Origin of the sequence: Mesorhizobium sp. M3A.F.Ca.ET.080.04.2.1, assembly GCF_003952525.1 — a bacterium.
Lineage (GTDB): Bacteria > Pseudomonadota > Alphaproteobacteria > Rhizobiales > Rhizobiaceae > Mesorhizobium.
Genome location: NZ_CP034451.1, coordinates 3607668 through 3624262, shown reverse-complemented (window position 1 = coordinate 3624262; position 16595 = coordinate 3607668). Strand labels below are relative to the sequence as shown.

Here is a 16595-nt window from a genome sequence, read left to right as displayed (position 1 = left end):
TTAGGAACGGCGGCAGGAGACCAATGCATGGCAGTGACGCCGACTGTTGCCCAGGGCGCTCCGGGAATCCCGGCGCGCTGGACGTCGAGTGCCAAGAGCGGCGTCGGCACCGCGCTTTCGCCCGCCAGCCGCGTCTGGTTCACCATCAGCCACGGCATATTGAACGAGCTCTACTACCCGCGCCTCGACAGTGCCTGCACGCGTGACCTCGGCCTGATCGTCACCGGCCCGAACGGCCATTTTTCTGAAGAGAAGCGCGACACCAAGCACACCATCGAAGCCTTCGAGGACGGCATTCCCGGTTACCGGCTGACCAACACCGCCGGCGACGGCGCTTACCGCATCGAAAAACAGATCATTACGGGTCCGAAACGGCCAGTCCTGCTGCAGGAGCTCACCTTCGTCCCGCTGAAGGGCGCGCCCGGCGACTATCGCGTCTACGCATTGCTGGCTCCCCACCTCGTCAATGCCGGCATGGGCAACACCGCCTGGATCGGAGAGCACAAGGGCGCGCAGATGCTGTTTGCATCGGGCCGCGGGGTCTCCATTGCGCTCGCCGCTTCGCTGCCCTGGCGCGCCTGCGCGGCCGGCTATGTCGGCTTCTCCGACGGCTGGCAGCAGCTTCAGAAGCATGGCGTGCTCGACCCCGCATGCCAACGGGCGGAGGACGGCAATGTGGCGCTGGCCGGCGAGATCGGCTTCTCCGCCGGCAAGACCACGGCCTTGCTGGCGCTCGGTTTCGGCGCCTGGCCGCAAGAGGCCGCCGACATGGCCCTCGCCAGCCTGGAGCAGGGCTTCGATGCCGCAGCCGAGGCCTATGTCGCGAACTGGCGGAGATTTCAGGCAGGGCTGGAGAAGCTGGACAGGCGCGCAGCCTCGGGATTGAACACCTACCGCGTCAGCACGGCGGTGCTGGCCACGCACCTGTCGGTCGCCAGGCCGGGAGCCGCGGTCGCCAGCCTGTCGATTCCCTGGGGCTTCAGCAAGGGCGACGACGATCTTGGCGGCTATCATCTGATCTGGCCGCGCGACCTGGTCGAGACGGCGGGCGGTTTCCTCGCCGCCGGCGACGCCAGGCAGGCGCTGCAGATCCTGAGCTATCTGCGCTCCATCCAGCAGCCGGACGGCCATTGGCCGCAGAATGCCTGGTCCGACGGCACCGCCTATTGGCGCGGCATCCAGATGGACGAGTGCGCCTTTCCGCTGCTGCTTGCCGATGCCCTGCGCCGCGCCGGCCATCTTGCGCGCGCGGCGCTCGCCGATTTCCTGCCCATGATCGAGAGCGCGGCCTCCTATGTCGTGCGCAACGGTCCTGTCACCGGCGAGGATCGCTGGGAGGAGGACGCCGGCTACAGCCCGTTCACGCTTGCGGTCGAGATCGCGGCGCTGCTCGCCGCCGCGGACATGCTGGACGCGCTCGGCAAAAGTGAGCCGGCGAACTATTTGCGTGAGACCGCCGATTGCTGGAACGACCAGATCGAGCGCTGGACCTATGTCGGCGGCACGGACCTTTGCCTCCGCGAAGGCATCGACGGCTATTACGTGCGCATCGCGCCGCCCGACGAGGCCGGCGCCGCTTCGCCCAAGGACGGCTTTGTGCCGATCAAGAACCGACCGCCGGGCGACACCGAAAAGCCGGCCGACGCCATCATCAGTCCCGATGCGCTGGCGCTTGTCCGCTTCGGTCTGAGGGCGGCGCACGATCCGCGCATCCTGAATACGGTCAAGGCCATCGACGCCTCGCTGCGCTGCGACTTGCCGCAAGGGCCGGTCTGGTACCGCTACAGCGGCGACGGCTATGGCGAGCATGAGGACGGCGCACCCTTCGACGGCACCGGCAGAGGCCGGCCATGGCCGCTGCTCACCGGCGAGCGCGCCCACTATGAGCTGGCGGCGGGACGGCCCGAACAGGCCGCCGAATTGCTCGAGACCTTCGAGCGCTCGGCCGGCCTCGGCGGCCTTCTGCCCGAACAGGTCTGGGACGGGCCCGACATGCCGGCGCGCGAGTTGCACCTGGGTGCCCCGTCAGGCAGCGCCATGCCGCTGGTCTGGGCGCATTCCGAGCACATCAAGCTGCTGCGCTCGCTGCGCGACGGCGCCGTATTCGACATGCCGCCGCAAGGCGTCGAGCGTTACATCAAGGGCGAGATCATCTCGCTCTTCAGATCATGGCGCTTCAACAACAAGATCCGCTCTCTCCCCGCCGGCAAGGTGCTGCGCGTCGAACTCTCGGCGCCCGGCGTGGTGCACTGGAGCAGTGACAAATGGCTGACGGTACGGGATGACAGGACCACCCAAAACGCCTTCGGCGTCCATCTGGTGGATTTGCAGACAGCCGGTCTGCCGCCGGGATCGACCATCGTCTTCACTTTTTTCTGGCCCGACAGCCACCGTTGGGAGAATGTCGACTTCACTGTCGGCATCGATGCTCGATCATGATCCCGAACCAAAGGTCAGCGCAGCAAAAAGTGGGAAGCGGTTTTAGGACAAGATCATGATCAACGAGTATGGCCAGGAGCTTTCCTTTCCTCGAACGACTGGGTGACACCATGCAGATCGGAATGATGGGACTGGGCAGGATGGGCGCCAACATGGTGCGGCGCCTGATCCGCGACGGCCACGAATGCGTCGTCTACGACATCAACCCGGCGAGTGTTGCCGGCCTGGTCAAGGACGGCGCCATCGGCACGGCCTCGATGGAGGAGTTCATCGGCAAGCTCAGCAAGCCGCGCAGTGCCTGGCTGATGCTGCCGGCGGCGATCACCGGCAGGATCGTCGGTGAGGTGGCGGCGCTGATGGAACCCGGCGACATCGTCATCGACGGCGGCAATTCCTATTACCACGACGCGGTCGACCAGGCCGCCAAGCTCGCCGCCAAGGGCATCAACTTCGTCGATGTCGGCACCAGCGGCGGCGTCTGGGGCCTCGACCGCGGCTATTGCCTGATGATCGGCGGCCCCGACGAGGCGGTGCGTCATCTCGATCCGGTCTTCGCAACGCTGGCTCCCGGCGCCGACGCAGGCGCCAGTCCCCCGAAGGATGCCGGCACCGCGCCCTTCGGCTACCTGCATTGCGGCCCGAGCGGCGCCGGCCATTTCGTCAAGATGGTGCACAACGGCATCGAATACGGCGTCATGGCCGCCTATGCCGAGGGCATCAACATCCTGAAATCGGCGAATGCCGGCAAGCGGCCGCGGACGGCCGACGCCGAGACCAGTCCGCTGGAAAATCCGCAATATTACCAGTTCGACATCGACCTGCCCGCTGTCGCCGAGGTCTGGCGGCACGGCAGCGTCATCGGCTCCTGGCTGCTCGACTTGACGGCGGGCGCTCTGAAGAACGACCCGGGGCTTACACAGTTCGGCGGCCGCGTTTCCGATTCCGGCGAAGGCCGCTGGACGCTGAAGGCGGCGATCGACACCGGCGTGCCTGCGCCGGTGCTGTCCTCGGCGCTGTTCGACCGCTTTTCCTCGCAGGGCGAATCCGCCTTCGCTGACAAGCTTTTGTCCGCCATGCGCTACGCTTTCGGCGGCCATGTCGAGAAGCCGAAGGGCGGCGCATGAAGGGAGTGCAGAGGCGATGAGCCAGGAACGCTCCGACACGCTGGTGCTTTTCGGCGCCACCGGCGATCTCGCCCACAAGAAGATCTTTCCAGCGCTCTACCAGATGGTCGCCAAGGGGACGCTCACCGAGCCGGTGATCGGCGTCGCCTTCGACCCCTGGGAACTCGCCAAGCTGGTGGAGCGTGCCCGCGACGGCATCGCCAACACGCTTGGCAGCGTCGATGAGAAGGTCTTCGCCAAGCTCGCTTCGCTGCTGCGCTATGTCAGCGGCGATTACCGCGACGGCGCCACCTTCGAGAAGCTGAAAGCGACGCTCGGCTCTGCGCAGCGGCCGCTGCATTACATGGCGGTGCCGCCGAACATGTTCGAGACCGTGGTCCAGGGCCTGGAGCAGTCGGGCACCGCGCGTGGCGCGAGGCTGATGGTGGAAAAACCCTTCGGCCACGACCTGCAGTCGGCGCGCTGGCTGAACCGCGTGCTGCATCTGGTGTTCGACGAACAGTCGATCTTCCGCATCGACCACTATCTCGGCAAGGAAGCGATCCAGAACCTGCTCTATTTCCGCTTCGCCAATTCCTTCCTCGAGCCGATCTGGAACCGCAATTTCGTCGAAAGCGTGCAGATCACCATGGCCGAGGATTTCGGCGTCGAGGGACGCGGCCGCTTCTATGACGGCGTCGGCTGCATCCGCGACGTGATCGAGAACCACCTGCTCAACATTCTTTTGCTGCTTGCCATGGAGCCGCCGGTCGGCCGCTCGGCCGACGACCTGATCGACGAGAAGGTGCAGGTGCTACGCGCCATCCGCACCTTGACCAAGGCCGATGTCGTGCGCGGCCAGTTCGACGGCTATCTCGCGGAGCCGGGCGTGGCGCCCAACTCGCCGGTCGAGACCTTCGCCGCGGTGCGCTTCTTCGTCGACACCTGGCGCTGGCGGGACGTTCCCTTCTTTATCCGCGCCGGCAAGAACATGCCGGTGCACGCGACCGAAGTGATTGTGCGGCTGAAACGGCCGCCGCTCGACGTCTTCGATCCGATCGATCCGGACGATGCCAACTATGTCCGCTTCCGCATCGACCCGCAGGTGGCGATCTCGATCGGCGCCCAGCGCAAGCGGGCCGGCGACGACATGATCGGCGAGCAGGTGGAACTGACCGCGCTCGACGACAGCAAAGGCGACATGCCGCCCTACGAGCGGCTGATCGGCGACGCCATGAACGGCAACGGCCAGTTGTTCACCCGCCAGGACGCGGCCGAGCTTGCCTGGCGCATCGTCGGCCCGGTGCTTGGCGACACCACGCCGCCGCCGGTCTACGCGCCGAAGACCTGGGGGCCGGCCGATGCCATGAACGGCTTCGGCCCGCCCAATGGCTGGATCAATCCGTCGAATTGAGCGGAGGACGAGAAATGCCCAGGACGAGGACGCCGGCCCCGGCGAATAGCGGGCAGGTCGTGCTCACGATCGATGTCGGCGGCTCGCATGTGAAGATCCTCGCCAGCGGCGGCGGCGAGATGCGCCGCGCCGATTCCGGACCGGGCCTGACGCCGCGGCGGGTGGTCGCCTCGGTGAACGAACTCGCCGAGGGGCTGGACTATGACCTGATCGCGATGGGCTATCCTGGTCCGGTCAGGGACAACAAGCCTTCGCGCGATCCCTTCAATCTTGGCAAGGGCTGGGACGGCTTCGATTTTGGCGCCGCCTTCGGCAAGCCGGTAAAGGTCGTCAACGACGCGCTGATGCAGGCTATCGGCAGCTATGAAGGCGGGCGCATGCTGTTTTTGGGGCTCGGCACCGGGCTCGGCGCGGCGATGATCCTCGAGAATGTCGGCCAGCCGATGGAACTCGCCCACCTCCCCTATCGAAAGGGCGGCAGCTTCGAAGACTATGTCGGCGAACGCGGCCTGGACAAGCACGGCAAGAAGAAATGGCGCAAACATGTCTTCGACGTCGTCGACAGGCTTCGCGCCGCCCTGCAGCCAGACTACGTGGTCATTGGCGGCGGCAACGTCGACAAGCTCGACGAATTGCCGGCAAAATCCCGGCGCGGCGACAACACACGCGCGTTCGAAGGCGGATTTCGACTGTGGCGCGACAAGGCATTGATCGTCTGATCTGTGACGAATCAGTATAATTGTTCAAAATAACGTGTAATAGCGTCGCGCAACGTTGCATCATGCAGATTTGCCGACTAGGAAGTCGCCAGCCTGCAGCACCTCGCGCCATCCTGGACACGCGAGAACAAGTAGCGCTTCCACAATCGCGCCTTTCGAAAGTCGAGAACGATTTTCGCGGCGTTGCGGCACTGACGGAGGTATGACGTGGCCGAGGACGACACCAACAATCGCAAGGAAATCGACCTGCTCGGGCTGACCGCTCACATCGTGTCGGCCTATGTCGAGAAGAACCAGCTGCCCGCTGCCGGTCTGAGTGACCTCATCGCCAGCGTCAACGCCTCGCTGACCGCCCTCGGCAAGCCGTCGGCGCCGCCCGCGCCGCCGCCGACCCCCGCCGTCAATCCAAAACGATCGGTGACGCCGGACTACATCATCTGCCTCGAGGACGGGAAGAAGTTCAAATCGCTCAAGCGCCACATCGGCGTCCATTTCGGACTGACGCCCGAGGCCTACCGAACCAAGTGGGGCCTGCCGGCCGACTATCCGATGGTCGCGCCGAACTATGCAGCGTCGCGCTCGGAGCTCGCCAAGTCCATCGGCCTCGGCCGCAAGGCAGCGGAACCCGAGCCGGTCAAGCCCGCCAGGGGCAGGAAAGCCAAGGCATCCGCCTGAGCCACTTCAGGGTCCGTGCAATTTTTTCTGGAGGCCTGCCGACGAGATCGGCAGGCCTTCGCGCTTTTGTGGCTTGGACACACCCGTGCCTCGGGAGGCAGATCGACGAGCTGGTAGTCATCTCGCGGCTCCCAGGGACTGGTCTGTTGCCTTGCGAACGACGACTCCGCCTTTCGTTGATCCAGCGCGGATTTTTTGCGCGCACGGCAGCACGAACTGGGCTAAAGGGTTCTGGCCGGACCAGCGCCCATCGTGGAAGTGCCCCGCCGGCCGATGCCATAACGGGGCCCTTGAACAATGACCGCCGAAGCTACTTCACCCGACCAGCGCTACGCCGCTTTCCGGCATAGACCTTTCCTCAGCTACTGGACGGCGCGCTTCCTCACCACTTTCGCGACCATGATCGTGTCCGTCGCCGTCGGCTGGCAGGTCTACGACCTGACGCGCAACCCCTTCGACCTCGGCATTGTCGGCATCGTCCAGTTCCTGCCGTCGCTGCTTCTGGTGCTGGCCACCGGCGTGGTCGCCGACCGCTTCGGCCGACGCCTGATCATGACACTGTCGTCGCTGGTCGAGGGTGCCTGCGCGCTGGCGCTTCTGTTCTTGACGCTCCGCGGCCTGACCAGCCCGCTACCGATCTTCGTCGTGCTCGCCATGTTCGGCATTGCCCGCGCCTTCTACGGGCCGGCTTCGTCCTCGCTGTTTGCCAATCTGGTGCCGCAGGAGGATTTCGCCAACGCGATCGCCTGGAACTCGTCCGCCTGGCAGACGGCGACCATCGTCGGCCCGGTCGCCGGCGGGCTGCTCTACGGCCTTTCGGCGGAAATCGCCTATGGCACCGCCACCATTCTGATGCTGGTGGCTGCCTTGCTCGTCTTCGCCATTCCCAAGCCCGCCCAGCAGACCGCCACCGACAAGCCGACGCTTGAGACGCTGTTTGCCGGCTTCCGCTACATCTGGAGTGAGAAGATCGTGCTCGGCGCCATCTCGCTAGACCTCTTCGCCGTGCTTCTATCCGGCGCCACAGCGCTGCTGCCGGTTTATGCGCGCGACATTCTCGAACTCGGCCCCTGGGGTCTCGGCCTGCTGCGCTCGGCGCCCGGGATCGGCGCCATCGCCGTGGCGGTCTGGCTCGCCGGCCATCCGCTCCGCGACCATGCCGGCAGGATCATGCTGGGCTTCGTCGCCTTGTACGGCGCTTCGATAGTGCTTTTCGGCCTCTCGACCATCACCTGGCTGTCGATCGTGTCGCTGGCCTTGCTCGGCGCCACCGACATGTTCAGCGTCTATATCCGCGAGACGCTGATCCAGCTCTGGACGCCGGATGAGGTGCGCGGACGCGTCAACGCCGTCAACGGGGTCTTCGTCGGCGCCTCCAACGAGGTCGGCGAGTTCCGCGCCGGCACCATGGCGGCGCTAATCGGCACCGTGCCCGCAGTGGTCATCGGCGGCGTCGGCGCCATCGCCGTCGCCGGCCTCTGGGCCTGGCTGTTCCCGGCGCTGCGGCAGGTAAGGCACTTGAACAGCCGCAATTGATAAGCGCAGTTCTTCTCACTTGCTTCTGGCGCGGTAGACCCCGCCATCCCGTGCGAAAGGCGCTATATCTCGACAACTAGGCGGTGCTTTGGCGGCGGCCAGCCTAGCCAATAGGTACGGAACCCGAAACTCGTCCCTATTGCTTTCTTGGATCTTATTCACGGCGACCGAACTGACAGAGTAGTCTGGACAGGTTATGGAAGCCCCGAGATATCCACCCCATGCCACCGCTGCTGCGTAGATTCTGTATTGTGAACTGCCACGCGGCGTCGCATTGAGTAGACTTAGCATCTCTTGGCGGGGATTCGGAGTTCCAATATCGAAATCTAGAATTTCGGCGCTAAGGTCATCACACTCTATTCCAGGTATCCCACCGTCTTTAGCTCTCCAGGTGCTTTGAGCGTCGAGGTAGGTTTTTTGTACCAGAGCGAGATCTGAAGGGCTAAGGCTCCAAGTCAGATTTTTGTAGTAATTTTCAAATGCCTTAATATCTATCAGTGGAACCAAATTGCATTTGTCGTCAAATTCTTTGTGTAGCGTCAGCGCGTTCATCATGCTGCCGAGTATGTTGGCGCGAATCAACGAATCACGGCTGGCCACGTTGTGATAGACCTCTTTTGCCAGAAGGGTCGACGATGCTAGAGAAGTGAGAAACGACAACAAAAGGATGAGACGCACTTCGAGGCCCTTCCCGTGAACGTAGCCATTCTACGATGCAGCAAACCTAGTGAAGGACTGATCTCAAAACAATGTAGGGGCGAAACAGGGAGGTTCGAACTTACCCATTTCTTTTCATGGCAGGCAATTCGAGGTGATCGAGTGGGAACAACGCCTGCTCGCGCGAAAGGGGTGCGGCTCAACCCCGCCGATGTCTGGTTTCTGAGAGCGGACCGACCTCCGGAATGATCGATGTGAGGCGCAGACCCCTGTCGTTCGCGCCTCGGCCAATCAAGCTGCACCGTCGATGAACGAGTTAGAGGCGCGAGCAGATCTACTCCGAAAAACTCACGCTGACGCCCCGCTGCCGAAAATAGGCCTGCATCAATTTGCGCCCGGCGCGATTGTTCTGCGCCAACTTGGTCGGATCGAACACCGCCTGCTTTTTCCCCTCTCGTGCCAGCGCTGCCTTGAGTGTCGCGATATGGGCATCGATGTCGGCATTGTCCGCTCGGAGTGAGGCGTAGATATTTTCGATCGCCTCGGCCACGGTCAGTTCGCTCACAGCTGTCGTCCTTTGGTTGATTGGGCGGCCCCTTAGCACAGATTGCGGTTCCGTCGATACCGAACGAGGTCGGTGAATTCTGAGCCGGCACGTTGGCTGCGCTCATCGGCACTATTCCTGCCGTGGTGGTCGGCGGCTTCGGCGCCGTAGCGCTCGCAGGATTGTGGGTCCATCTATCCCCGGCGCAACGGCGGGGGCGGCATCTGAACAGCCGGAAATGAATGAGCGCCCGATCAAGCCGCAGGGATCCGACACTCAGGCCTAGTCAGCTTGCGCCGACAACGGCTGACATGGGGCCGCCTCCTGCCTGTCCGGTTTCGGGCGGCAGCATTAGGAAAGCGGACACAGTCGTTGCATGGCAAACCTGCAAAGCAGGCGAGCCTTCATGCCTTCAACCCTGACAGGGAACATGAGAGACTAGTCGTTCAGCTTTCCGCCACGGTGTCCGATCGTCATCTTGGATGCGTACATCGTCGGTGAACGTTTGCCTGGAAGGTTCGCCTCGAGGACGATCTGTTCGACAAAGCCTTGGTTCATCTCCAACTCCACACATTCGTCGAGCTTATCAACGAGCCAAACCGCGTAGCCTTCAGGTTCCTTCGCGTCAAATTCCGAATCGTCCGCTGGTATCTTGGGCTCCGGAAACGCCGGGATGATCATTATCTTGGGCTTTGGCAAATCGTAGGTATGTCCCTCATAGGCATAACCGACAATTATTCCGCACGATGTTTTCTGTTCTGGAGATGATCCGAGCATGAATGTACTTCCTACCGTGGAAAGGATCGCAGTTCCAAAATTCTTCAGGTCGATCTTGAAATGATAAGAGACTCTGATTGGTATTTCTGGGAATGGAATAATTCCATTTAATATATCTTGGCGGCCTTTGTTGCTGTTATATTTCTCCAACACGTCAAGTGCGTTGACACGTTGCTCGTCAGTGATGGATGCCCCAGGCGCGGTTTCGACATACATGCCGGTGTCCCCAAAGGGTGCTGGCGCACCGGGCACGCTGAGTCCAATTTCCGCCCCCAAGCCATAGAGCCTGACCTGTGTTGCGTTGTAAGCGCCTGATGGAAACGTTAGTGTCGGTCGGTGATAGTCGTCGCTCATGTTCCTCGCTCCTTTTTGCTGCATCCTTCAGTTCACAAGATCTCCCGCCAGCTGAAGTTCTCATCGAATTTTTCCGCGAGCATCGGCGCGACGCGATCGCTGGCGTCCACCACCAACGCCGCGGCCTTTTCGAACGACAGGTCATCCGCATCGAGGCGTGGCCATGCCTGAGCAAGTGCGAGAGCCACCTCGTCCCTTGCTCTGATCAGCATGCTCTTGAACATGAAGGGCCGAGCGTGGAAGGCGCGGGACGTGAAATCCGAGATGCGCTGCATGTCGGATTGGTCGAGACCCTTGATATCGATCCCCAGCAGCCGCTCGTCGGCCAAGCCCTCGTGCACCAATGCCGCGTGGTAGATGTCGACGATCGTGTCGAACACAGCTCCCGTGAACGGCCGTGACCTGTCATGGATTTCCGCCGTCACCTCCGACATACGGCGTGCGTTGCTGGCGAGGCGGATCTGCCGATCGCCAGTCAATTCGGCAATCCGGTTCAATTCATTGAGAACAAGCAGGTTGCCGTCGCAGTGCCGCAGCAGCCGGTCCATGCCGCTGTCGAAATTCAGGAAGGACAAGAGCGAGACCAGATCCGAGCAGGCTTCGTGGAACGGTCCGAAATCGCCTTGAGTCAGGGCGCCGGCTGGTGTCCCGAACAACGAAAACAAGATTGCGTGGCCGACCTCATGTGCGATCACATCAAAGTTGAGCGCATAGGGATACTTGCCTCCGTCGATGCCGCGCTCTCGGCCGAGTTCCAGATAGCCATAGCCCGATTGCGCGTTCTCCCAGTCGACGAAGGGGATGATTTCGAGCCGCTCGTACGTCTCGGCAAAATACCAGACAATCGGTTTGCCGAGGTAGCTTTCCCAGATGTCCAGCACGCGGCTGACCGAGGCGAAAGCGTGCGCAGAAAGGAACTGTCGCGAGGTTAGGGAAAGCTGATCGAAATGGCCGTCAAAGCCAGCCTCTGCAGGCGGAAAGATTTCCCCGACAAACGGTGGCAGATAAGGGTAGTCGTAAGGCTCCTTGTCGAGGAGCGGATCGCGAACGTAGATGCGGTGATCTTCCGGGCCGGAGCGGATCAGATCGGGTGGAGTTGAAATCCATACTGTTTCGGGTGTTCCGTAACCCGAAAGATGAGGGACCTGCGGGTAGACTAGGAACCGCGTTCCCAGAAACCGATCTTGCGCAACGACACGATCGACCGCGTCCAATTGCTTGGCCCCCTCTGACGCTAGCACGCTATCACGGCGCTTACGTTGCGTAAATCGCCGGCCGCCAAGAGGTCACGGCCTAGAGCGCCAGCCCCGCATCGTCCATATCCTTGGAAAAGGCGGAGGTTAGCTGCAATTCCGGCATGGGGTGTGCTTTTTCAAATGCTTGGTCCCGCAAAAGTTCGAGTGCCCGCAGGGCATCTTGCTTTTTTTGCTGGACGAAAGCCGCGCCGAGCTCCCTGCACAATCTCCCGACGTCGTCCTTGTCGTCGTGCGCATCCCGGACCATCCGTGCCAGGGTGCGTTCGCGAAAGTTGAAGGCCTGTGCCGCACTCTCGAGCCTCGCCTGCTGTTCGGGTGAAATCACGCCGCGCCGGCAAGCGGCGCGAAGGGTCCGGCGCAGGTCAATCAGCGCATGCGTCAATTGAGCGAAATTCACCTCGGCCGGTCCATGCAATACCGCTACTGCGTCGTCGGGTGCAAAGGCGAAGCGACGATACCATCGGTAGATAAGCCCGACGCCTTGCATATGGGGGAACAGCTCGGCTGCTCGAAGGGCACCCATGCTGGCCGCGCCGACGACATGGATGCCGCGGCTGAGAGCCCACAGGATTTCCTTGTGCCGAACCGCCGGCTCAGCCTGAAAACCGCCGTCTATGATAAGGATCGCACTCGGGTCGAAATGCTGCACGGCCGAAACGATCGAGCCTTGCACGGCGGGCGGAAGGCATACCGCATCGACGACCTTCAATGCGTCGGCATGGGACACGGTAGGGCCGGTGAAGACGAGTTTCGGGCGCATAATCTCTACCCCTGCAAAAGCGGCTGCAAGGCAGGAATGACGATCCTGACAACCGACAGGGCATCGAACGGTCGCGTTCGCACCCGGACCAGGTGAACCGCATCGAACCCTCTCTCTTCGAGAATTGCCAAGAGGACCGACAGCCCGTCCGACGCCGTGTTGAACCTCTGCTCGGTCACCGCGCGCAAATCCACGCTGCGCGGTCCATCGCGGAGGAGCCGGCGATGCGCTGCGATCATCTGCCGATCGGGGTATTTCGGATAGGACGCGCGTGTCAGGTCATCGCGTGCGCCCGAGATCGCCGCTAGACGGGCCTGGGCCGCTTCGTAGATGGCGTGCGCCGCCGCGCCGGCAAAACTGAAACCCGCAGCCGAGCCATCAGCCGGATGATCCAAATGGACGGTTTCCGTCGGTTCGTCTTCCAGCAGATGACACCACACCACCGGGATGCCCAACGGCGACAAAGCCTGCCAAAGGCCGACCAGCACGTTCTTGGCCGCCAAAGTTTCCAGGAGATCGCGGAGCGACGGATCATCGATCGTCTCGGGATCGATGCGTTGACGGTGGAAAAAACCGTGGGTCCGGTATGCCGTGGCGATCGCATCGCGTTCGATGCATTCAAGCATGCCATGAACGATGGCATCCGGCTCCTCGAAGCCTGCCGCCAAACCGCTCGTCGATGCCGCGAAAATGCCGTCGTGGGGCAGGGACGGCAACACATACGCGGTGTGCGCGAGCTCGAACGGGACCAGGTCGCGGCTGCCGGTAAGAAGATTATCCGCGGCTACCCACGCCGTGTCCCTACCGCGCCATCCGGGCGCGGCGCCCCCCTGGAGATGCCTTTCGAAACGACCGGGCGGGATGCGCAATTGATCGGCGGAGCCGACGACTATGTCGAAATTCGCCACCTGCTCTGCAAAGAAGGTCTCGGCCGATTCCAGCATGGCCGATATCGCGGCTTGCGCCAGCGTGGCGCCCTTGCCTTGCGCGACCGCGTTGGAGAGCGAGAAAGGTCTTGTCACCTGCACGACCGGGATCCCGAGTTGGTCGAGTCCGGTAATGTCGGCGATCCGCGTAATGCCAAGGCCTCCGCGCATCTTCATCAGCCTCGCCAGCGCCTCGTCGGGCGGCGGACCGAGGCGTTTGTATCGCTCCAGCATAGCGGATGCTCTTGCAGGGTCAGCTAGCGCCGAACAGCCGGTTCGGGATTGACGATCAGCGAGGCGCCCGGCTCGAGAGCGGATTTCGCACGTTCGACCCGATCGCGATAGCGTGACGACAGTTCAGGTGACAGGCCTGATGATTGAAGGCTTTCGTATGTACTGACGAGGAAAGGCACGGCGCCTTGCTCCGCGGCTATGGCGATGCTCTTTTCGAGGGCAGCGACTACGTTCGCGTTCGCATCGCCCTGGAGAAGGAGTAGCTCCGCTCTTCGCCTGTAGAGTTCTGCCAGCCAGAAGCGGCTGCCGCCGGCCTTGGCCTGCGCCACGGCCGAGTCCAGCAGAGCGAGCGCCTCATCGACCTCGGCAGTTCTTGTCAAAAGCTCCGCCAGCATGCCGCAATAGACCGGTTCGTCCTCAGGCGTCTGGAACTCCCCATGGAGGCCGAGGCCCTGCCGCATTTTATCCCTGCCGCCCTCGACCTGGCCGGCGTTGCCGTCGCACCAGCCTTCGAAGATCTGCACTGCGGCGGCGAGGGCGGGCATATGATGACGCCCGGTCAAGTGGCGCAGATCCGCTATCACGCTTCGCAGCATCGAAAAATCGCGGCGATAGCAATGCAGCATCGCCTCGTTGAGGTAGGCATGCGCTATGCTGCTGGCATGTCCGGTTTGCTGCGCCCAGCTCCTAGCTTCCGACATCGAATGGAGCGCGCTTGCCGGCTTTCCGACGAACCACATTGACAAGGCGCGGTGGGCGAGCCCGCAGACCCTCGCATCATGCCCGCCGAACAACGCAGCATGGGCTTTGCCCTGGCCGTGCTCATAGAGCGACAGTCCGGCGTCGACGGCCGCGATGCAGCGGTCGTGGCGGCCAAGATTGAAGTCGATTGCCCACACGCAATGCCTGGCCTGGAGTTGCACTTCGGCATCCTCGACATCCCTGAGATCGCTGAGCACGACCTCCGCGCGCTCGCCGTCCATGACGGTATCCGTAAACCACCAGCCCCAGTAGATCGGGAACCACTTGGCCCGCTCGGCCACCGGCCGCCGCCGGGCGATCACCACGCCGTCCTCGTATAATTTGCGGGCGGGCGCCGAGTTCGGACCTTCGACAGCGGTCAGGATGGGACCGAGCACGATCATTGCCGATAGCCGCAGCGCGTCTCGCGTGTCGGCTGCCGCAACGCGCCCGCAGAGCGCCAATGCATGCTCTAGTATCTGCCTCGCTTCCGCCATCGCCGAGCGGGACGAGCTTTCCGTGCCTGCGATCACGAACTGAGCGATCGCGTCCTCCAGAAGGCCTGCGCGCTCTGCATGCTCGGCGACCTCGGCGGTGCCCAGCCACCCGGCCAGGTTTCGATTGCGGCTCACCGCGGCAAACAGGCGGCGATGCAAGGCCTGCCGTCTCTTGCGCAGCGTTGCGTTGTAGATCGTCTCCTGGATAAGCGCATGGCGCACGCCGTAGACCGGAGCGCCGGAAGGCCGCACACGGATCAGGAACCCGGCCTCACTCAGCAAATCCAGCGCGTTTGCGATGATTTCGTCGTCGAGCTCCGGCAACAGCGCGTGCAGCAATTCCTGATTGAAGCGATTGCCCGCGACGGCCGCAGCGCGCGCGACTTCGCGTGCCGGCCCCAGGGTTTCGAGCCTGGCCTCGATCACGCTTTCGAACACCGAGGCATGACTGCGCGTCTCGGTCTGCGCCAGCCGATCCGTTGCTGAGGCCGCGTTCTCGGTCATCCACTGGCAGATTTCTTCGATGAACAGCGGGACGCCTCCGGTCACGCGTTCCACCACGTCGAGCAATTCCGAGGAAGTTGACGGCTTGCCTTGCGGCCACATGGCCGCGATCGCCAGCCGCGTTTGCTCGCGATTGAGCGGATTTAGCGAGATATGCCTTGGATTCGATGCTGCCAGCCAGCTCCCGGATTCAGGGCGCGTGGTCGCGATGACAAGCGCCCGGAAGTGACGGGCCGCCTGTGCGAGTTCAGCCAACAATTGTCTCGACGTCAGATCGATCCAATGGATGTCCTCGACCACCAGGATAATCGGCCCGCTGGCGCACAGGGCTTCGAGCGCGTGGCGAACCGCCCAATTGGCTTTCGCGCGCATCGCCTCGGCGTCGATCTCCTTGAGCATCGGATCGGCTCCCGCTGCGCCGAGCAGGAACGAAAAGATATCGATGATTTCAGGATCGCGGACGTCATTATCGCGGAATGCTTCCGCCACGGCGGCAGCGCTCAGCTGGCCTTCGTTGCCGGCGAGATCGCCGCGTACGTTCTGCAGCAGCGGATGCAGCGCCGAGCGCGAGCCGGCGGGCGTGCACTGGAAGAACAGCAGTTTCGCGCGCTGGTGACGCGTGCGCCGGCGCACTTCGTGAAGAATGCGCGACTTGCCGATCCCCGCCTCGCCCTCGATCACCACCACGCCGCCGTTTCCCGCAATGGCGCTGTCCCATGCTTCGGCGATCGTGGCGAGCTCGGCCTCGCGATCGATGAGCGGACTGCTCAGCCGCCCGAAGGCGAAGAAGCGGTCGACCTCGCGCTTGTGACTGAGCGCGCGCCAGACCAGCTCCGGCTCGGCAAACCCCTTGATCGCATGGGCGCCCCTAAAGCTGAACACATGCGACCGTCGCGCCAGGTTGCGCGTCGCGTCCGAGACCACCACCGTGTCCGGCTGCGCGATGGCCTGGAGCCGCGTGGCCATCGCGAAGGCCGGCCCGGTGACATTGTCGTGACCGGTATCGGCGTCACCCTTGTGGATCAGGGTCATCGATGTCGCGATTCCGACTCGGACATGCAAATCGGCGCGGCCTTTGTCCGAGCCGACGTGCCTGCAGGCGTCGATGATTTCGAGCCCTGCCCGGATCGCCAGCGATGCCGCGTCCTTGGCGTCTATTTCGGCAGGAAACAAAGCAACGCCGCCATCGCCGACCTCAACCTGGACGGCACCCGAGCATGACGCGACTGCCTGTCTCGTCGCCCGCTGGAAGGCTGATATCAGTTCCTCGAACTCTTCGATGTCCAGGATAGCAAGAAGGTCAGTCGATCCGACCAGGTCGTAGCAAAGCGCGGTCAGGATTCGACGCTCATGCCGGGCTTCGGACGGATTGTTGCCGTTGCCGCCCAGAAAACCTGTTGCCACCGGCGCCGCCGGCAACGCGACCGGACTCCTCTCCGACATGCTGCGAATTCCTCGC

13 protein-coding genes and 1 pseudogene are annotated in these 16595 nt (G+C 62.9%); 7 read left to right on the top strand and 7 right to left on the bottom strand.

The genetic code is table 11. The annotated features are described in order from the left end of the window. The first annotated feature begins 27 nt into the window (after positions 1-27). From EJ074_RS17385 to EJ074_RS17360, 6 genes are all read left to right on the top strand, one after another. Positions 28-2439, top strand: coding sequence for a glucan 1,4-alpha-glucosidase (locus EJ074_RS17385; protein ID WP_129553626.1), 2412 nt, complete (start codon positions 28-30; stop codon positions 2437-2439). A gap of 110 nt (positions 2440-2549) precedes the next feature. Next, positions 2550-3563, top strand: a complete 1014-nt coding sequence (gene gnd / locus EJ074_RS17380) for a phosphogluconate dehydrogenase (NAD(+)-dependent, decarboxylating) (RefSeq protein ID WP_095804818.1) — start codon at positions 2550-2552, stop codon at positions 3561-3563. A gap of 16 nt (positions 3564-3579) precedes the next feature. Beyond that, positions 3580-4956 (top strand): glucose-6-phosphate dehydrogenase, encoded by a 1377-nt coding sequence (gene zwf, locus EJ074_RS17375; RefSeq protein WP_095804819.1) that lies wholly within the window; start codon positions 3580-3582, stop codon positions 4954-4956. 14 nt (positions 4957-4970) lie between these two features. Beyond that, on the top strand, positions 4971-5675 hold the full coding sequence (locus tag EJ074_RS17370) for an ROK family protein (RefSeq protein WP_095804820.1): 705 nt from the start codon (positions 4971-4973) through the stop codon (positions 5673-5675). A 207-nt stretch (positions 5676-5882) separates the two neighbouring features. Further along, entirely contained in the window at positions 5883-6350 is a 468-nt protein-coding gene (locus EJ074_RS17365; RefSeq protein WP_095804821.1) for a MucR family transcriptional regulator, read from the top strand. Between the two features lie 297 nt (positions 6351-6647). Continuing rightward, entirely contained in the window at positions 6648-7886 is a 1239-nt protein-coding gene (locus EJ074_RS17360; RefSeq protein WP_095804822.1) for an MFS transporter, read from the top strand. Between the two features lie 15 nt (positions 7887-7901). Here EJ074_RS17360 and EJ074_RS17355 read toward each other — a convergent pair whose 3' ends face one another. Together EJ074_RS17355 and EJ074_RS17350 are read right to left on the bottom strand one after the other, a co-directional pair. Then, positions 7902-8564 carry a hypothetical protein gene (locus EJ074_RS17355; RefSeq protein ID WP_129553625.1) on the bottom strand — a complete coding sequence of 221 codons (663 nt, stop codon included), beginning with the start codon at positions 8562-8564 and terminating at the stop codon, positions 7902-7904. A 313-nt stretch (positions 8565-8877) separates the two neighbouring features. Beyond that, positions 8878-9108: a hypothetical protein gene (locus EJ074_RS17350; RefSeq protein WP_095804823.1), complete on the bottom strand. Its 231-nt coding sequence runs from the start codon at positions 9106-9108 to the stop codon at positions 8878-8880. Positions 9109-9170: 62 nt separating this feature from the next. Here EJ074_RS17350 and EJ074_RS30235 point away from each other — a divergent pair. Next, positions 9171-9329, top strand: a pseudogene (locus tag EJ074_RS30235) (MFS transporter); the annotation flags it as partial. A 196-nt stretch (positions 9330-9525) separates the two neighbouring features. Here the strand turns inward: EJ074_RS30235 and EJ074_RS17340 are convergent. The 5 genes from EJ074_RS17340 to EJ074_RS17320 form a co-directional block, all read right to left on the bottom strand. After that, positions 9526-10218: a hypothetical protein gene (locus EJ074_RS17340; protein ID WP_129553624.1), complete on the bottom strand. Its 693-nt coding sequence runs from the start codon at positions 10216-10218 to the stop codon at positions 9526-9528. Positions 10219-10250: 32 nt separating this feature from the next. Beyond that, positions 10251-11432 carry a hypothetical protein gene (locus EJ074_RS17335; protein WP_165349954.1) on the bottom strand — a complete coding sequence of 394 codons (1182 nt, stop codon included), beginning with the start codon at positions 11430-11432 and terminating at the stop codon, positions 10251-10253. Positions 11433-11511: 79 nt separating this feature from the next. Continuing rightward, entirely contained in the window at positions 11512-12234 is a 723-nt protein-coding gene (locus EJ074_RS17330; RefSeq protein WP_095804826.1) for a TfuA-like protein, read from the bottom strand. Positions 12235-12239: 5 nt separating this feature from the next. Next, positions 12240-13394 carry a YcaO-like family protein gene (locus tag EJ074_RS17325; RefSeq protein WP_095804827.1) on the bottom strand — a complete coding sequence of 385 codons (1155 nt, stop codon included), beginning with the start codon at positions 13392-13394 and terminating at the stop codon, positions 12240-12242. A gap of 23 nt (positions 13395-13417) precedes the next feature. After that, the gene (locus EJ074_RS17320) at positions 13418-16579 is read right to left on the bottom strand and encodes an AAA family ATPase (protein WP_095804828.1); all 3162 of its coding nucleotides are present in this window, start codon (positions 16577-16579) and stop codon (positions 13418-13420) included. Between the last annotated feature and the right edge of the window lie 16 nt (positions 16580-16595).